The organism is Maribacter sp. UH1, assembly GCF_056839145.1.
This window is the reverse complement of sequence record NZ_CM166387.1, coordinates 3,787,360-3,805,339: the sequence shown is the minus strand read 5'-3', so window position 1 is coordinate 3,805,339 and position 17,980 is coordinate 3,787,360. Positions and strand designations below refer to the sequence as shown.

Here is a 17,980-nt window from a genome sequence, read left to right as displayed (position 1 = left end):
ACAATTGCTATGGCAAACGTAACCGTCCGAAAAAAGAAATTAGCATCTGGCAAATGGAGTCTGTATTTAGACTACTACCCTCCTATTATACACCCGAAAACTGGAAAAGAAACTAGAAGAGAGTTTTTGAAACTTTACACCCATGTTACTCCAATGGATGATATGGAAAAACTTCACAATAAAAAAACGTATGAATTTGCTGAAATAGTTAGAGCAAAGAGACTACTACAATTACGAGATAGAGAATTCGGACTTAAAGAAAATATTAAGTTGAATGTAAAAATTGCTGCTTACTATAATAGTATAGTAGAAGAAAAGCTAAATACTGGTAGCCACAATAACTATCTAGCTTGGAAAGCATCATATCAACATTTCTTAAATTTCGTTGGAGAAAAACTACAAACACAGCAGTTTACAAAAAAGCATGTAGCTGACTATAGAAAATACCTTATTGATTTAAAGAAAGAGAACAGTAACGAGAAAAAATTAGCAATCAATACAGCATCTACATATTATAAACATTTTATAAATGTTTTAAAAAGTGCTCATAAAGATAATTTAACCGATTCTAACCTAGCTAGAGATGCCGTTTATATAAAAGCTGAAGAAACTCGCAGGGAGTATTTGACTGAAGAAGAATTAGGCATTCTATGGAAAACCCCTATCAAGATTGAAAAAGTTAAACATATGGCGATATTTGCAAGCCTTACAGGTTTTCGCTTTTCAGATATCGTATCACTTACATGGGAAAGTGTTTTCACAGACTCTCACCAAGGACACTACGTACAATTAAAGGAAAAAAAAACAGGCAATATAAGTAACCACCCCATTCCAAAGGCAGCGTATAAAATCTTAAAACTACAATCAACCAACAAAGGTTTGGTGTTTGATAACATAGATTATTCTAAATCGGTTAGACCTTTAAGGCAATGGATTAAAGACTCCGGTATAAACAAAAAAATCTCATTTCATAATTTCAGACATTCATACGCGACATTACAACTCGCAAATGGCACCGATATTTATACAGTCTCAAAATTATTAGGACATAAGAATGTATCTACTACTCAAATCTATGCAAAGGTCATGGATAAAAATAAAATTGAAGCCGCTAACCGTATAAATTTAGATTTAGATGGAATATCATAATGTTTATATAGAATCGTACAAGAAACAATTTAGTATAAAGGAAGAACTTATAAATGATTTAATAGCAAAATACCAAAAAAAGCATTTTAAATTTGAAACTATTAGGGATAAAATCAAGAATGATTTTTCTTCACTTTATCATATTGCTAAGGACCGAATTTCAATTTTAAAGCTACAACCAATATTATATTCTTTCTATGACACTACCGAGTTATATATAGATGAACATGCTTTAGAAGCATCCATAAATTATGATGTGTATAATGAATTTAAAGAATTAAACACCACTAAAATTGACTATACAGAGTTTTTAGAATTATTGGCGGACTATTGGGTATGTGAATATTTAAGATTTAAAATTTACGACGAGGCATGGTTCAACGCAAACTCCATCAAAAGAAAATTAAAAAAATTAAAGAAAGACCCATTATCTGACTTAAAGGCCTTTTACTTCCCACAGCGTAATAAACATAGTAATGACTTAAAAAACAGTCAAACAAAACTAGATAGTATGGAAGACTTCCAATGGAAAAATCGTATTTCTTCTTTCACCTTTGAAGAAAAAACACTGTTACTATCTATACTTTTTAATTTTAGTCAAAAAATTCAAAGACCTGAATTCATTAAAATCAATATGATAACTGGAGGGCTATATAATTTAAAGGTTTTGGAAGGAGACTATGGTAAAGAGCCAATTTACACCCAGATACTCAATGGAGTGAATGCTATTTATTCAAACAAACGAGAATTTTTAGAAGTATTAATTCAAAAGATAAGACCATTCAAACTGAAAATTATATCGACCCATTTAGTTACTCAACTAACCAGAACAATAGAATAATTCCATTTAAAGCAGGAAAAACCGAGAAAAAAACATGTTTTTTTTAAATTTATACAACTATTAAAATACTGATAAACAGCTATTTAAAGTTTAAAAGCTACTTCGAAAGCACTTCGAAAAGGTATTGAAGCACTTCTTCTCCAACATAGTTTTACAAAAATATCAATAAGTAAAACTTAATTTAATGAAGAAAAAAAACATCAAATTATTAGCAGAACAAATTGCTGATCTACTAAAAGATAATAGCAATTTAAAAAAAGAGGAAGACTTATTTCTCAAGATTGAAGAAGCAGCCAAGCTGATTCACTTAAGCAAGTACACCATCTATGGCTTAGTCCATAAAAACAACATCCCTTATCATAAGCGAGGTCGTCGTTTATATTTTCTAAAATCAGAAATTCTTGACTGGCTAAAAGCAGGAAAGCGAGAAGACAAAACCTCTATTCAAAACGAGGTAGATGAATATTTACTTAAAAATCAACTGTAATCATGGAAAAGGAAAATAAAACATTTTTACCTGACGGTTACGTTCAAATTGATGAAGTGGTAAAAGATATAGCTAGTTTAATTTATATGCATAATGGAAACATAATGCTAGTACGCTCTTTAAATGCATTGATAACAAAACTGAATGTTGTGAAGGAAATAATTAACTACATGCCTAAACTACCTCTTTACCAAATAGAACAAGTAGTTAAAAAAGCGTGCATAGAAGATCCATGTATGCATGGAATGCATCTTATACTGCTCTTCAAAAAAAGAAGTCAAATTACAGACTTTGGTAAAGTAGGAAAAGAAACTGTTAATATAGAATAATATGAATCAGGAATTTATGAGAGTAGGTACGGACTACTTCAAAGAAGCTTACCTGCCACTTCACAGTGGAGACAAAACAAAAGTTTTGTTGAAATGGAACAAAGGAGAAATCATTACAGATTTCGGAAAGGAGTATTTAGATATAATCCCTAAATATGATGGATTTTGTTTAATACCCTCGCATGTTAACCATAGGAAGGTGATAGATGGATTCTTAAATCAATACCATGCGGTTGATCACCAACCCCTACCGGGAGAATTAAAAGAGACCATCAAATTTTTAAAACACTTCTTTGGTGAACAATACGAATTGGGGCTTGACTACCTTGCCCTATTATGGCAAAAGCCAACACAGACACTACCAATTTTATGCCTGGTAAGCAAAGAGCGTAACACCGGTAAATCGACATTTCTTAGTTTTTTTAAAATGGTATTTCAAAGTAATATGACCATAAATAATAATGAAGATTTTCGTAGTAGATTTAATGCTGACTGGGCTGCTAAACTAATTATAGCTGTAGATGAAGTACTATTGGACAAACGTGAGGATAGTGAGCGGATTAAAAATTTATCTACAGCTAAAAGTTACAAAAGTGAATCTAAGGGTAAGGACCGTGTAGAAATACCGTTCTTCGGCAAATTCATACTATGTTCAAACAATGAAGAAAATTTTATTTATGCAGATAATGAGGAAATACGGTACTGGGTACGCAAAGTTTCAAAATTACCTAAGAATGGCGACAATCCTGATATGTTGGAGGCACTTGAAAAAGAACTTCCTCATTTCATTAACTTATTGACCAAGAGAAAAATATCAACAAAAAAAGCTACACGTATGTGGTTCACAAAAGAACAAATACATACTGCTGCGTTGGATAAACTGGTGAAGTCTAATAAAACCTTTATTCATAAAGAGTTAGAACAAATTTTAATGGATGAGTTTGATATGTTCGACCAAGATGTTCTAAAATATTCTAATGCGGATTTGGTTAAAAAGTTATCTGAAAATAATATTAGAGTTTCGTCTTCGAAAGTTACGGAAGCTATTAAAATACATATGGGACTAGAGACTACAAATAGTAGCTATAAAAAGTACCACATGTCAATAATACCTGAAACACAAAAACCATTCGTAGAGACCACTCATCATAAGGGTAGACATTACACGTTCACTAGAGAAAGCATGAAAAATAATAGTTGATTTGTTGCATATGGTTTAAAATGCCCAGCCGGCGGGCGTTTACCATTCAACATCACATCAACTTGTCGTCAACAATTGAATTGTTGACCTTATGTTGAACTTCTGTTGCAGCTACAAACCATTGTAAATAATGCACCTAAAGTCAAAATTTAAGTAAATTTCAACAGTCAACAAGGTAAGGTCTTTTCCTTCGGTACTAGACCATAAAGTAGCTATACTATTCATTTAGTAAAAGAATCCTCATCATATGTATGTACAGGTACTGTCTTGTTAGCCATGTACTCAGTTATTGCCTTCAAAGTTTTTCCATTAAAAGGATGTAAACCTGGTGCTGTATAGTATTCTACAGTGTTACCAGATTTATAATACCAAATTAATGGTTGTCCAGTAGTTTCATCAAAAAAGTCCGTAGTTAAATCAACGTCTATTTTTTTAAAATTTTGCAATCTAACCTCATCTAAAGGAACTACCTTTTCCTTAAAATTTACGGAACACGCTACCTTTTCATAATGGTCAGCTTTCCAAGTCATACATAAGGTTTCCTTATTCTTCTCGCTTAAACTAAGTATTAAACCGACAACTACTATTAAACCTACTACCGCTGCAATTTTCCAATTCTTTCTTCTTCCAATAGTTATTACATCAGCACTTATCTTATCACTGAAGTTTTGTTTAACATATGTTGCGTACGACTCATAATTTAAATACTTGCACAGCTCGTTTATTGTATGTTCGTTTTGGGTTCCTATACCTTCTTTACCACCAAGATATTTATCGTAAAGTCTTTCAATCGTTTTAGGACTAAGCGAGATTGATTCCGCGATTTGATTACTAAGCGCATGTTTTGAATCTTTTGAACATTCCCTTTCCGCTTTCTGAAAAACTTTCTCAACTATTTCCTTAATAATTGCCTCTTTCATAATCCTAAAATTACAATTTAATTTTTACTACACGCTTTTATAAATACTCTTTAACCGTTACTCTCATTGGTGTCGAATACTTGTCGAAAACATGACGCGCCTATGACGGGTCATCATCAATTAACATCCCTTTTCTTTGCTTCAGATTGATTTAAGACTATGATTTGTTACCACAGTCTATTAATAAATCAGTCTCTCGGAAATCTAAAATACGGTCGGTGTTTAGCCCGATTGAGAAGTAGCTAATTACTACCGTATTTGGATTTCCACTTCTCAAACCTGGGAGACGTCCCTTCATTTTTAATCTGCGATTTACATCGCATTCAAACACTGATTTCTAATTCGGTCAGCCATTGGTATGTCCAAAAATCTTAAACAAAATGAAGAAAATTTATATAGTAGTATTTACGATAATCCTCAACTCTGTCTTTATATCATGTGACCCACAAGACCTATCTGAGAATGAAGTTGAACTTCAAGCCTGCTGTGGTGATGGTGGAGATATTCCACCACCGCCGCCAGATCCACCGGTTAATTAATAAAATTTGTCTTAAAGAGGATTGAGTTACATAAAGCTTAATCCTCTTTTTCATTCAGTAAGTTCTTTAATACTAAAATTCAATAAAACAGGTAGATGATCAGATAATTCTCTTGCTTTACTTATGTTCTCACAGGCTTTTACAAAATCAATTACATAACCACTCTTGAGTGAAATTTGATCAGAATAGAAAATATTATCAATAGGGTAATTCAAATAACCATCAGTAGCACAACTTTGTTTTAAAGTAGTCTTAGCATCAATAACCGTAGCGTTATAACCCTGCGTTCTCAAGCCAATAAAAACTTTCTCCTTTTGGTCCACATTAAAATCACCTGCAAGTAATATCGGATGTTGAAAGTCATCTGATTTCAGATAGTCGGTAATCGCCAATATCTCCCTTTCCGGGTTTTTATCATGTGGTCTAGAATGAAAGTTAATTACGGAAAGCTTACGACCCTTTACATAAAAATCAAGAAAAAAAGGTTCTCTATCAACAAGTGAGTCTAATTTTGAAATTAATGCTCCCCTATTCTTTATTTTGATATTTTTTGTCTTCCAAATAAACGCATAACGCTCCGTTACATATTTTGGGCTATTGGTAGGATTACTTATAACATAATCCCATTTAGCTCCCTTTCTATTGAGGTTATCAGCAAGCTTTGCAACTGCCTGTGCTCCTCCATAACCGGATACCACTTCTTGTATTGCAACAATATCGGCATCGCGAAGTATTTCTGCCATCCTATCTAACTCTTCGCTGTTCTTGGTCTTACCAAAATCTCTAATATTCCAAGAGATTAGCCTTATTTGTTCCTGTGAAGAAACCGTAAAGTGAAATAAAATTAAGAGTAGAAAAATGGTCTTTTTAAGCATGGTAGATTTTAATAAAAACAAAATTAATACAAATAGATTTTGTCCGATTACGGGATTCCGTAAAACAAACTTATATGCTTTAAATACATTTACCACCTATTAAATCAACAATACCATTTGATTATATCATGCATGACTAACGATAGCAATAGAAAAGCAGCTTTACTACGAAAGCGAAAATTGGCAATTAACTTAATAATAAACTCCTTGAGGATCCTATTTAGATTCCTAAAGCTTCTGTTTAATCGTAAAAAAATGGATTGCATTAGTTTTCAAGCAGATGTTGACTTTTGTATTGAAGATACAATCAATCAATTACGTTGGAAAGTTCAAAATTCTATTTTCATTACAATCAGTAATTCATCTCAAATATTTTTTGACACAAGTCAATTACTCTTTCAGGTAAAAAAAGGACAAACAGATTTTCAACTAACATCATACGGTATTCAAAAAAAGACTACGCTTTTAACGACTATCAAAGTTATTGCTTTGGATAAAAAAGACCTTTCGAATATTCTGCCAAAATCTAAAAAGACATCCATCAACAAGATAGATGTAGTGATTAATAAAAAAATAAATAACAGTACTATTTCATTTCAGAATAGAAAACCTCCAATTCCATTTAAGCAAATTGAATTAAAATCAAATCAATCTGATTTCCTTCAAAATACCTTAACTAAAATCAGTTCAGTAAGTTCAATAGAAGAATTAGAAGATTTACAATTATTACTAAAATAAGACCTTAAACAACCAAAACACCAATTATGAAAAGAGAATATTACACAAGCCCTAAACCAGGCTTTATAATGCGAAGTTTATGGAAAGCAGCAGGTTCAGATGGATATATTTTAAAAAGAAGCACTTACTCCGATCAAGTTAAATATGCCTGCTTAGGTGGGATAGTAGTAGCTACAGGCTTTATGGCTGCAGTAGCCGGGGGCTATGCAATCTATACCATATTTGAACCAAAGGGCTCTGCACTTGATGGTGGAACTCATACCCAAACTGCAATAATGGCTAGCGTTTTTGGAATTATCTGGGGTCTAATCATTTTTAATATTGACAGATTTATCGTAGCTGCAACAGGAAAAGGGGACGGTACAGAAGCTATTACTTGGGGAGAATTTGTGAATTCTGTACCTAGAATTATTATGGGACTTGTTATTGCTATCACAATTTCTAAACCAATGGAAATTAGAATGTTCAAGTCTGAGATTGATGCAGAACTACATCAAGCCCAATTGGAAAAAAGAAAAGAATATGAAAAAACAACTAAGGCAAACTATGATGGGCGTTTCGAATTAATTGAAAAGGATTTAACAAAAATAGAAAATGAAAGAAATAAAGTAGTCGAAAGACTAAAACTTGCAGAAAAAGAATACACCGATCAATTACAAGGAAGAGCCGGTGCCGGTGCTGGTGACGGTCCTCTCTCTAGAGCATTAAGACTACAAATGGAAAAAGTTGAAAGAGATTTGAACGGATATGACAAATCTCATCAGGGAGAGTTAGAAAGATTGAATAAAGAAAAATTAAAACTTACAGAAGAACTCGACAAAGAGCTAGCAAAAAATGAAGAGGTCGCCAATGGGCTTGATGGACTTCTTGAAAGAATAAAATTGGCTCACAAAATAGCGGGAGCTTGGATTACATTTTTTATTACACTTCTGTTCGTTGTTATCGAGCTCACACCAATTTTCTTTAAAATGATGCTAATCAAAAGCCCATATGATTTCATGGGAGATAATATTCAGGAACTCTTGAAAGCAGATAATGGTATTCAAATAAAATATGATTATTACAAAGATAAAGAAGGACAAGAAAGAGACTTAATCATAAGTCATCATGCAGAACGCAAAATTGACGAGAAAATAGCACTTATGAAGGCTCAATCAGAATTGAGCGACTATATAATAGAACGATGGAAAGAGAACGAAAAGAAGAAAATAGACGATAACGTAGAAAACTATATATCTGAAGTATAGATGTCACGCACAAAAATATATCGCCCTTTCTGGAAATTAGCAGGAGAAGATAAAAATATACTTAGAGACTCCGAAAAGCATTTACAGATGCGTTTTGCACTCAGTGGATTCTTAATTGCTTTATTATTTATAACAGCAGTCATATCTTATCATCACACATTTTCGCAAATCTTTAATATTCCCAATCTATCATGGGTTTGGAGCCTAGTTTTTTCATTAATGATTTTTAACATTTATAAACTTAGCTTGATAACAATTTCTGCCAATCCAAATAGAAAGGGAGTCGGATATATAACCTCATTCATTATTCGTATTTGCATTTTGCTGTTGCTGGGGCTAACGATAATAAAGCCTATTGAAACTTTGCTTTTAAAGAGAAAGCTAAATATAGAATTAGCACATTTAAAGTTTGACAAAATTAAAAAAGCAACAATACAAACTGCAGCCTATTTTGATAGCGAAATAGCATCTAACGATGATGAACTAAATAGGCTACAACTATTGCTGACCGACGGAAGAATCAAAAACAATTCAAATCGTATTGAATTACTAAAAGCAAAAAAGATCAAGCTAGAATTAGATAAAAAAGAACTAATCGAAGAAACCGAAAATAGAATAGATGCCTCCCCTCATTATGTTAGAGGCTTAATACTCCTAAATTCTAAATTTCCTTGGGTGTGGATAATTTCTATTGGTTTTCTACTATTATTTCTAACTCCTTTATTTTTTAAATACTTCATATCAAGATCAAGCTCCTATGACATTGTTAGAACAGAGCTAAACAGAGATATTATTTTAGACGAATACGCTAATTTCAAGAAGCAATATCCTTTACTGTTTCAAAATAGTATAGGTAAAAGAATAGAATTAGAAGAGCGTTTTGAAGACCCTCCATTTAATCAAATACCTAAGACAATTACTCGTAAAACGGGTACTGAATTGGATTTTATGAACTACTTAAATGGGCTATAAAACTCTTACATTTTCACGCCAAGTTGAAAAAAGAACATATGTTCAAGGTGAATTTACGGGGAAATATCATGGAATCGCAAATGATAAAATTCTCCTTTCCAATACTGAACTTTATGACATTCACATTTATGAAGGAGAGATAAGCAATCTTAAAAACGATAAACAGCACCCAGCGATTATAGATGAAACAATTTATAATGCCATAGTTTCAGAAACACAATTAACACAAAAAAGTTTTGAAAATGTTCTTATAAACCTAAATACTACAATCCAAGGTTATGACAGTGTACGTTTAGAAATAATAGAACCAAAATTAGAGGCAGTTCAAATTTATGATGTAGTAAAAGATGGTAATAAAACCTTTGGGACACTTATATGTTTAGTAAGCGGTTACCTTTTAGAATTTGAAACCATTACTGATGAGATGCCAGTTGAGACTTGCGATACTTGCAATGATTTATTAGAAGAATGCACGTGTAATGAATCAACTCCAGTGGTGTTTAACCCTGAAGCTGAAACTAATGTTATCCATGAAGAGATAGCGAAAGAACCTATTTGGAAAAACGTTACCAACTCATTTAACAAAGAAAATAGAGCCAAACTTTGGAATGAAATACAAACCTCTGGTCTCGGTTGTCTTGGATTTATCGGATTATTCCTAGGTATCTTATTTCTTTTCTCATTTGGTTTGCCCGGGTTAATCTCCGGTCTATTAATAGGATTACTTTACTTAATAGGATCTTTTATCGGCTTATTCCCTTCCATGCCTTATCATTGGCGTCAATTGTTCTATGCTTTTGCAGGGATATTAATTATCGGCTTGCTATTGAATTTATTTAAAAACAATGATAATTATAATTACTTCAATAAATCAAAAACTGAAATTTCAGACACCAGCAGAAGAGATAATGAACAATTGAATCATGAACCAATTAGTACTTCAGATGAAGAGTTTAAAATAATAAGAAATAAGGAAAACGATAATTACAAAACAGATGTTTTAGAATTGGAGCAAGAAAAAAAATATACTCAAAACACCGATGAAACACCCATAAATCAAACTGTTACACTGTATAATGATTCTGCTGAGATTTATAATAAAGAAAGTATACAGACGCAAGCATATCAAACGGAAAGTGGAACCTATCAAATCTCAAACACTCCAAATCAATTTTTACAAGATTCTTTAGTATCCAACACTTCGCCCAACTCTCAAAAATCAGAAACGGTATTAAGTTCTATTCCACAAGAAACTCCTAAAGAAACAGATGACTTAGACACCCCAAACTCTCTTACTAAACAAATTGCAAATGAACAGAGTGAAATTAATAATAATGCTGATGTAGCTACGAAAGAAACTGATGCTAAAAATATAAACCAAGAAACAACACCATTAGATACTACTGAAATGCCGACAACGAACCGAGAAAAAGAACTAAAAATACGACCACTAATGACTGGAACTGTATTTCAAGAAGGTGACATTTATATATGCAAGGACGACGATAGCAAACACTACCACCTAAATCAAAACTGTGAAGCATTAGAAAAATGTACTGGTACCATTTATCAAATAAATATACCAGAAGCAGAAAGGCTTGGGCGTAGTTTGTGTGAGTTAGAAAAATAAAAAAATAGAAATGCAAAATATCATCAAATCAATACTGGCACTCCTATTCTTTCTATGCCTACTAAACATGCCATACAGCTACTACGAATTGGTACGCTTTATAGCATTCGTAGGCTTTGGTTTTTTAGCATACAAGGCTAATAAAGTAGAGAAGAGTGAGCAGGTATTTATTTATATAGCCCTTGCACTACTCTTTCAACCTTTCTACAAAATAGCTTTGGGTAGGGAAATATGGAATATGGTAGATGTGGTAGTTGGTATTAGTTTACTGATTTCTATATTTATTAAAAACAAAAAATAAGTTAGAGATAAATTGAATTGTTGACACGTTGTTGAAATTGTCTTGCAGTAACAAACCATAGTAAGCACTGTACCTGCAGCCAAAATAAAGGCATGTTTCCACAATCAACAAGTGAATTAATTCTCGCTAAATAAAATTTGTAACTTTAAATCAGCATTTAAATAATAACGAACTGGTTTAGTTTTTTTAATTAGAAAATTTCTTTCAACCCCTAGTTTAAACCAATTATCAAGTTGTTTAGCAGTTATTTCGTATTCTTCCTGAATTTTTTGCTTATCCAATATACCTTCCAGATTCTCCTTATTTAACTTGTATATGAAAATTTCAAAAATGGAAGCCTTACTAAATATTAGTTTTTTCGTTTCTTTTAGAAATGCATCTTTAGGTTCATTTATATGACCTGTGGTATCTATTATTTTATAATCAGATATAGTCTTAATCTCTGGAAGTGTCTCAAATAACTCTGATTGAATTATACTATTATTCTTATTTTTTGAATAATCAATTAAACTCTCCACTTGGAAATTTAAGTCTTTGGGCAACCATTTTGCACCCAATTTAAAAACTTCAGTATTACCGATATTTTCATTTTTATCTGGATTATCAACAACCCATAAGGGAACCCATTTATTTTTAAGATTTTCTTTAGACCCTTCCCATGTACCACCTTTTGTGGATGATTTAACTACAATAGTTGCCTTGGAAAGAACATAGATTAATTTATTCCTACCCATTGCATTTCCTACATTAAAACCAACTTCAGGATTGAAAGGGGAAATTAAAACTAAGCGGTTATTAATAATACTTTCACGATAAATTTTAGAAGATGATTTTTTTAAAAGACTATCAGCGAGAATACCCATTGAATAGCCTTTGATTGCCAGAGCTTCAACCATTGAATGCTCATCCACACCTCGTGCGCCTCCCGATATAACCCCAAAGTCGCCCTTTACAATTTGCTTTACCAGTAATTTAGTTGAATCAATATCTTGAATAGATATATTTCTGGAACCTACGATACCAATGAAGTTTTTATTTAACAACTCCTTATTTCCGACACCAAAAATAATTGGAGGCACTTTATCCTTTAATTTAATCTTTAGGCGTTCAGGATAATCTTTATCACTTCTATTTAAAACCCAAACCCCTGCTTTGGACCATTTTTCCAATTTTATTGCAAGTGCCATTTTACGATCAAGCAATGCAATTATTCTATTGCTATCGATTGTCTTATCTTTCCAATTATTAAAATGTTGCTTAACATCAATTGTCAACAAATTTTCAGGGCGTAATTTATTAATTTGCAGCCACCGTACAACTCTATTCCATTCTAATAATGATAAAGGTTTATTTTTTTTATCAAAGTCTTTTGAAAAATAAGATGTTAGGAGCAATATAGCTTTTGTTCTTTCTGAAATCATACTAATCACTTACTGATGTTGATGTTAAGGCTAAGGGGTATACTAAACCAGAACCAGATTTTTTTAATAAGATTGCTGCGATAGTAAATGTCCATCTAGAATCAACAGCATCATCGACTAAAAATACGGGTTTATTTTTAACATCCCCATTAATCTGAAAAACTCCATCCAAGTTATGACATTGGTGAAAACTGTTTTCTTGCTCTTTTTGAGGTTGTGTATCCTTAATTTTTTCAATAACAGGCTTAAATGGTATATTTAATTTCAAAGCTAATCTTTTTGCAAAATCAGGAACTAATTGAGGGTGCCGTTTTGAAGGTATACAAGTTAACCATTCGGGAAATGGGCTTGGATTCCATCTAATAATCATTTCATGCATTGCATCAACCAATTCATCACTGAAATGTCCGAAACGTTTATCATTAGCAACTACATTACCCCAGCCAGCATCTTCCCAACGAGATAGAACTTTTCCCTTTTCCGCTTGTAAACCCTTCTTCAAATTACCACGCCATTCATACTCTGGCAATGCATTAGTCACAATTTGTTTTCTTGGTAGTATATCAAATTCAGAATGTTTTAAAAATATAGAAGCCTCAATAATACTTTCACGAGTGACAGACCTTGGTAAGACTAATCCACCTAGGCAATTTGCACATCTTCCACATCTAGTTATATTAGAATCGTCTAATTCCTTTTGCAAAAATGTCATTAAACATTCCTCCGTATTTATATAATTCTGAACTATTGACCATTCTAATTCCCTTTGACTGGTCAAACGTTTTATTTTTTCCTTATCCATAACAAAATGTACAGCTGTACGCTTCCATTTACTGCCTTCTTTTATAATTGGAGATGGCTCTTCAACACTTAAATATTTAAGGGTATTAGATATTTGACCTTGTCTATAATTTAAAAATTCAGTTAATTTCGGAACCGACAAACCATCATAATCTTCTATGGCTTGTAATATTGCATTTACCGTTTCTTCTGGAGGAAAAGCTGATTCTCTAAAATAACTATGAACATCCGCATCTTCTTGTCCGGAGAGCAAAATACCATAAGCACTTTTTATAGCACGACCAGCACGACCAACTTGTTGGTAATAGCTAATAATGGAATCTGGTGCTTGAAAATGAATTACAAAATTGAGATCTGGCTTATCGTAACCCATTGCTAAGGCAGTAGTTGCCACCAATACCTTAATTTCGTTGTTATACAAAGAATCTTCTAAAAACCCCCTAAAAGTTGCAGAATCATCAAAATTATCGTCTTCAATACCAGAGTAATAAGCTGCTGCATCAATATCACAATCATTTAACCATTGAGTAACATTTCTAGCATCTCGTTTAGTTAGTACATAGATAATACCACTACCCTCCAGTTTTGGTACGTTTTCGCTTAGCCAAGCTAATCTTGAGGCTTGATCTTTTAATACTATATTTTGAAGTTTTAAACTTTCTCTAGTAAGCACTCCTCGTATTACATTGATACCTCCCAATTGTTCTGTAATATCCTCAATAACTCTATCATTCGCAGTTGCGGTTGTCCCTAAAACAGGCATACCTTTTGGCATCACTTTTAATATACCAACAATACGTCTATAATCTGGTCTAAAGTCATGACCCCAATCAGAAATACAATGCGCTTCATCTACTACAAACAAACTAATTCTATTCGCAATAGGAAATAAAATCTCATCCATAAAGCGTTCATTGGACAAGCGTTCTGGTGAGATTAATAAAGTATCAACCTTGTTCATTAAGACCTGTTTCTGTATCGATTTCCAGTCTTCAAAGTTATTTGAGTTAATTGTAACTGCTTTAACACCCAAACGTTCCGCAGCTTCTACTTGATTACGCATTAAGGCTAACAATGGAGATATTATTATAGTCGGACCCTTACCTTGGTCTCTTAAAATTTTACTACTAATAAAATAGACCGAGCTTTTCCCCCACCCTGTACGTTGAATAACAAGTAATTTTTCTTTATAGGTTGTTAGTTTTTCAATAGCCTCCCATTGTCCATCTCGAAAATTTGCCCCAGGTATATTCAGCGCTTTCCGCAAAAGTGATAATGCCCCTTGTTTATCCATTTTACATTTTTATAATATTCAAATTAATTTTTAAAACACAGTACCAGAATGATTTAATCTAACTGCAAAACACTTTCAACTTAAGCCCTAAAGAATGTATACTTGCTAAGGTACTCTCTAATGTTAAAGCTGCTTGCTTAGCTTCTGCGGGAGGCTTTTTATTTCCTATTTTTTCAAGAAAAACATCTTTTTTCATTGTATACCCCATTACCAACCAAACTTCTTTGGAAATGTTTACATCCATTTTCTTTTTAACCAGGTAATTCCAAATTGAGTTATAGTCCGTACGGTCAATTTCTGCTGGTAAATCTAAAGTTCTTATCCTTTCTTTTACATTATAACTTTTTTTAGAATTTGGATTCCATGGTTTAGCCCAAGTTTTTACATTACCAGGTGGAGAATCATCAAATATTGATAATAAATGAGCGTTCTTTACTGCCTGATTACAGATTTCACTAATCGCTGATGCACCATACCTACCATGACTTGGATTTGGTTTATTCCCTTTACCTTTAACATGAATAAATGCTATTTTCCTATCAGTCACCAAAATAAAATCTGCTGGCTCTGTATTTAAATCAGTACAAATCAACAACTCCTCTTTTTCTCCATTTTCTAACATATAATCCTTTAATTGAGACCCTTCTCCTCTATTAGCTAATAATGAAAAAATTGAGTTGTCCTGCCACGAATCTATAATTGTTCCATTTTTTGTTCCTTTTTCGGAATATACTTTTGACAAAGCATCTATTGAAATTAACATGTTTGGTATAGGTGATACCGTTTTATCAAAATTTAAACCAAATTTAAAATGAGGCTCATAAAACCTTCCTCCAGAATATGATAAACCTTTTTTTGTTAATATTCTGAAACATTGTTTTCGATTTAAAACCTTTATTAGATTAACAACCTTATTCTCAAATTCAGAATCAACAGTTTCAATTAGACCTGAAAGTTCTTTACACTCTAAAACATATTTATTTCTTTTGTCATCAAATAGTACTTCAATATTAAATTGAGTGTCATTAACATTGAGTTCAAAATTGTAATTCCCATTAGAATCTTTATTTATTACAGAAAATTTTTCTGGAATTGACAATTCTTCAATATTGATATCTTCCTCTGAATCATCAATATTATTAACAACCTTCAAATCATTTTCCAACTCAAATAAATCTAATAAAATACATTCAGGTGATGGGTCTTTTATAATAGATACTTCAGTTGAATATCTACTAAAAACTTTGGGGGTAATTGATGTTTTGTTCAAAGAATCAGATAGATAATCTATCCAATCTAAATACTCTTTAAACTTAACATTTTTACCTTCACTTTGACTAATTCTTCCTGTACTAAAGCCAATATATGTGCGTATTTGAAATTCTTTGTCTTTTAAACTAACATCCTTATAATCTTTATAAACTTTTTTGTCAACATAATGTCCATATGTAGAACTCAAAAAATGGGAAAAATCATTTAAATTAGGCGCAGTGTCTTGAATAGATGATGCCATATAAGAATGACTATGAGGTTCCAGCGACCCAATATTTGAACTTTTTAAAGCGACACGACTCAATACAGTATCTTCTGATTGCTTAAAAATTGAACGGAGTTTTGAAGATTCTAAACCGTAGCCTATACCCAATTTATCTTTACCAATCGGTAATAACTTACCAGAATCATAAAAAACTAAAAACCCTTTTTGTTTTTTAAAAAAACATATTTGATGTGTAACTTCCGGATAAAATGCATCGGTTAAAAAAGGGGAGTTATTAACCGTAAAATATAAATAAAGACCAGAGTCTACTCCATAAATATTCTTAAAAAAGACATGATCTTTCCCTTTAAGATTATGATCCAAATACTCTTTAACAAATTGAGAAGAATTGAATGATTTATTTAATTTTAGAAAATTAGCTTTTAAGGGTATCAGGACTTGATTCTTTAGGTCTTCTCCTGTCCAATTAACAAATTGTTCCTTGGTTAATTTAGGTCTTACCTTTTTATCTATATATTGGTGCTCGCCAACTTTGATGTTTATATCTTCTATAATTTGTTCCGCAAATGTTTTAGTTATATTCCCGCTTTTATCAAGGGAAACAAAGCCATTCCATGAATTTAGATAGTCTGCTTCTGTATAATTATAGACATAGGCAGTTTCATCATTTCTTTTGGGATTACGGATTATTCTACCAATTTGTTGAACTAATGAACGTGTATTAGCCATTTCATCAATTATAGCTAAGCATCTAAAATTACTACTATCTATTCCTTCAACTAATTTAAACTGATGAACCCAAATATCCTCTTCTTTTTCTTCTTGGTTTTTTGGAACGACACTTAACAAGTAAGGCTTTAAAGCTTCATTCTTTTCTTTAAAATCCTTTTTAAATGTTTCATGAATTGAAAAAAAATTTCTTTTTAATTTTACTAATTCTTTAGATATTGTTATGATTGATTCTGAACTATCACATTTTATAATAAGTCTAGCTTCTTTATGAGTTTTCTTAATTTTATCAAATCTTGCAATTGAATCATTAACAGCAAGAATTACATTTTCTTTTTTACCAAGGTCTTCAACTTTAACTTTTCTTAAATATTTAAGCTCTTTTAATTCATCAAAGCTTTTTTTATAAACATAATTATCCCAATCTATATCAAATTTTTTAAAATCGTTACGGAAAGGTGTTGCTGTAAAAATAATTTTTGGAGCTCTAAATGCTCTGATAGTTTCACTCCATTTTGGCGCTGGTTCATAATGGCCCTCATCAAATAATATTAATTTTACATTTTGTAATAGAATTTCATACAGTTTAGGATTTGTGTCTCTTACTTTATGTAATTTTTGAATTGTCCAACAAATAACAGAATCAGACTTTATATCTTTCTCTGTTGCCTTTTCATCAAAAACAGATTTTATTGGATATGTTTTTAGTCCATCAAATTTGTTTAAAAATAAATTACCTGAAAGCTCTTTAAACAATTGATCTATTACTGGTCTTCTTGGTGTTAATACTAAAACACATCCTTTTCTAGGTAAACAACAAGCTAATGAAGCTATAATAATTGTTTTCCCACTTCCAGTTGGCAAAGCAACAAGTCCTGATAAAATAGTTCTGTTATTATCATAATCTGAAATATAATCACTCATCAAATCAACCCCTGCTAATTGATAATCTCTTAAATGAGATTCAACTTCTACTGGTTGCAGGATTGATTTTCTTTTTGTCATAGT

The 17,980-nt window shown here is 31.9% G+C and carries 16 protein-coding genes; 11 read left to right on the top strand and 5 right to left on the bottom strand.

Features of this window, described 5'->3' with window-relative positions; all coding sequences use genetic code 11:
• Positions 1-9 precede the first annotated feature (9 nt).
• From UH1x_RS16385 to UH1x_RS16365, 5 genes are all read left to right on the top strand, one after another.
• Positions 10-1,149, top strand: coding sequence for a tyrosine-type recombinase/integrase (locus tag UH1x_RS16385; RefSeq protein ID WP_482623066.1), 1,140 nt, complete (start codon positions 10-12; stop codon positions 1,147-1,149).
• Positions 1,136-1,990: a hypothetical protein gene (locus tag UH1x_RS16380; RefSeq protein ID WP_482623065.1), complete on the top strand. Its 855-nt coding sequence runs from the start codon at positions 1,136-1,138 to the stop codon at positions 1,988-1,990. The genes UH1x_RS16385 and UH1x_RS16380 overlap by 14 nt, the downstream gene beginning before the upstream one ends.
• A gap of 184 nt (positions 1,991-2,174) precedes the next feature.
• Positions 2,175-2,477, top strand: coding sequence for a helix-turn-helix domain-containing protein (locus tag UH1x_RS16375; RefSeq protein ID WP_482623063.1), 303 nt, complete (start codon positions 2,175-2,177; stop codon positions 2,475-2,477).
• 2 nt (positions 2,478-2,479) lie between these two features.
• Positions 2,480-2,806 carry a hypothetical protein gene (locus UH1x_RS16370; RefSeq protein WP_482623061.1) on the top strand — a complete coding sequence of 109 codons (327 nt, stop codon included), beginning with the start codon at positions 2,480-2,482 and terminating at the stop codon, positions 2,804-2,806.
• Position 2,807: 1 nt separating this feature from the next.
• Entirely contained in the window at positions 2,808-4,007 is a 1,200-nt protein-coding gene (locus UH1x_RS16365) for a primase-helicase family protein (RefSeq protein WP_482623059.1), read from the top strand.
• Between the two features lie 221 nt (positions 4,008-4,228).
• Here the strand turns inward: UH1x_RS16365 and UH1x_RS16360 are convergent, their stop codons facing one another.
• Positions 4,229-4,927, bottom strand: coding sequence for a hypothetical protein (locus UH1x_RS16360; RefSeq protein WP_482623057.1), 699 nt, complete (start codon positions 4,925-4,927; stop codon positions 4,229-4,231).
• Positions 4,928-5,307: 380 nt separating this feature from the next.
• Here UH1x_RS16360 and UH1x_RS16355 point away from each other — a divergent pair, with 380 nt between their 5' ends.
• Positions 5,308-5,466, top strand: a complete 159-nt coding sequence (locus UH1x_RS16355) for a hypothetical protein (protein ID WP_482623055.1) — start codon at positions 5,308-5,310, stop codon at positions 5,464-5,466.
• A gap of 50 nt (positions 5,467-5,516) precedes the next feature.
• On the opposite strand, the gene UH1x_RS16350 is transcribed toward UH1x_RS16355, so the two are convergent.
• Entirely contained in the window at positions 5,517-6,341 is an 825-nt protein-coding gene (locus UH1x_RS16350; protein WP_482623054.1) for an endonuclease/exonuclease/phosphatase family protein, read from the bottom strand.
• A 255-nt stretch (positions 6,342-6,596) separates the two neighbouring features.
• On the opposite strand from UH1x_RS16350, the gene UH1x_RS16345 reads away from it, so the two are divergent.
• The 5 genes from UH1x_RS16345 to UH1x_RS16325 are packed head-to-tail and all read left to right on the top strand — an operon-like array spanning position 6,597 to position 11,229.
• A complete protein-coding gene (locus tag UH1x_RS16345; protein WP_482623052.1) occupies positions 6,597-7,079 on the top strand; it encodes a hypothetical protein in 483 nt (160 codons plus the stop codon).
• Between the two features lie 26 nt (positions 7,080-7,105).
• A complete protein-coding gene (locus UH1x_RS16340; RefSeq protein ID WP_482623050.1) occupies positions 7,106-8,326 on the top strand; it encodes a DUF4407 domain-containing protein in 1,221 nt (406 codons plus the stop codon).
• Entirely contained in the window at positions 8,327-9,298 is a 972-nt protein-coding gene (locus UH1x_RS16335) for a DUF4407 domain-containing protein (RefSeq protein WP_482623049.1), read from the top strand.
• Positions 9,288-10,928, top strand: coding sequence for a hypothetical protein (locus UH1x_RS16330; RefSeq protein ID WP_482623047.1), 1,641 nt, complete (start codon positions 9,288-9,290; stop codon positions 10,926-10,928). Before UH1x_RS16335 ends, UH1x_RS16330 begins: the two co-directional genes overlap by 11 nt.
• A 10-nt stretch (positions 10,929-10,938) precedes the next feature.
• Positions 10,939-11,229: a DUF6804 family protein gene (locus tag UH1x_RS16325; RefSeq protein ID WP_482623045.1), complete on the top strand. Its 291-nt coding sequence runs from the start codon at positions 10,939-10,941 to the stop codon at positions 11,227-11,229.
• Positions 11,230-11,345: 116 nt separating this feature from the next.
• Here the strand turns inward: UH1x_RS16325 and UH1x_RS16320 are convergent, their stop codons facing one another.
• Genes UH1x_RS16320 through UH1x_RS16310 form a run of 3 tightly spaced genes read right to left on the bottom strand, consistent with a single transcriptional unit; the run spans position 11,346 to position 17,977 of the window.
• Positions 11,346-12,650 (bottom strand): DNA-processing protein DprA, encoded by a 1,305-nt coding sequence (locus UH1x_RS16320; protein WP_482623043.1) that lies wholly within the window; start codon positions 12,648-12,650, stop codon positions 11,346-11,348.
• A 1-nt stretch (position 12,651) separates the two neighbouring features.
• Entirely contained in the window at positions 12,652-14,745 is a 2,094-nt protein-coding gene (locus tag UH1x_RS16315; RefSeq protein ID WP_482623041.1) for a RecQ family ATP-dependent DNA helicase, read from the bottom strand.
• A 58-nt stretch (positions 14,746-14,803) separates the two neighbouring features.
• A complete protein-coding gene (locus tag UH1x_RS16310) occupies positions 14,804-17,977 on the bottom strand; it encodes a DEAD/DEAH box helicase (protein ID WP_482623040.1) in 3,174 nt (1,057 codons plus the stop codon).
• Between the last annotated feature and the right edge of the window lie 3 nt (positions 17,978-17,980).

Coding starts and splice junctions, on each gene's coding strand:
- UH1x_RS16385 (WP_482623066.1), top strand. CDS start 10: ATGGCAAACGTAACCGTCCGAAAAAAGAAATTAGCATCTGGCAAATGG.
- UH1x_RS16380 (WP_482623065.1), top strand. CDS start 1,136: ATGGAATATCATAATGTTTATATAGAATCGTACAAGAAACAATTTAGT.
- UH1x_RS16375 (WP_482623063.1), top strand. CDS start 2,175: ATGAAGAAAAAAAACATCAAATTATTAGCAGAACAAATTGCTGATCTA.
- UH1x_RS16370 (WP_482623061.1), top strand. CDS start 2,480: ATGGAAAAGGAAAATAAAACATTTTTACCTGACGGTTACGTTCAAATT.
- UH1x_RS16365 (WP_482623059.1), top strand. CDS start 2,808: ATGAATCAGGAATTTATGAGAGTAGGTACGGACTACTTCAAAGAAGCT.
- UH1x_RS16360 (WP_482623057.1), bottom strand. CDS start 4,927: ATGAAAGAGGCAATTATTAAGGAAATAGTTGAGAAAGTTTTTCAGAAA.
- UH1x_RS16355 (WP_482623055.1), top strand. CDS start 5,308: ATGAAGAAAATTTATATAGTAGTATTTACGATAATCCTCAACTCTGTC.
- UH1x_RS16350 (WP_482623054.1), bottom strand. CDS start 6,341: ATGCTTAAAAAGACCATTTTTCTACTCTTAATTTTATTTCACTTTACG.
- UH1x_RS16345 (WP_482623052.1), top strand. CDS start 6,597: ATGGATTGCATTAGTTTTCAAGCAGATGTTGACTTTTGTATTGAAGAT.
- UH1x_RS16340 (WP_482623050.1), top strand. CDS start 7,106: ATGAAAAGAGAATATTACACAAGCCCTAAACCAGGCTTTATAATGCGA.
- UH1x_RS16335 (WP_482623049.1), top strand. CDS start 8,327: ATGTCACGCACAAAAATATATCGCCCTTTCTGGAAATTAGCAGGAGAA.
- UH1x_RS16330 (WP_482623047.1), top strand. CDS start 9,288: ATGGGCTATAAAACTCTTACATTTTCACGCCAAGTTGAAAAAAGAACA.
- UH1x_RS16325 (WP_482623045.1), top strand. CDS start 10,939: ATGCAAAATATCATCAAATCAATACTGGCACTCCTATTCTTTCTATGC.
- UH1x_RS16320 (WP_482623043.1), bottom strand. CDS start 12,650: ATGATTTCAGAAAGAACAAAAGCTATATTGCTCCTAACATCTTATTTT.
- UH1x_RS16315 (WP_482623041.1), bottom strand. CDS start 14,745: ATGGATAAACAAGGGGCATTATCACTTTTGCGGAAAGCGCTGAATATA.
- UH1x_RS16310 (WP_482623040.1), bottom strand. CDS start 17,977: ATGACAAAAAGAAAATCAATCCTGCAACCAGTAGAAGTTGAATCTCAT.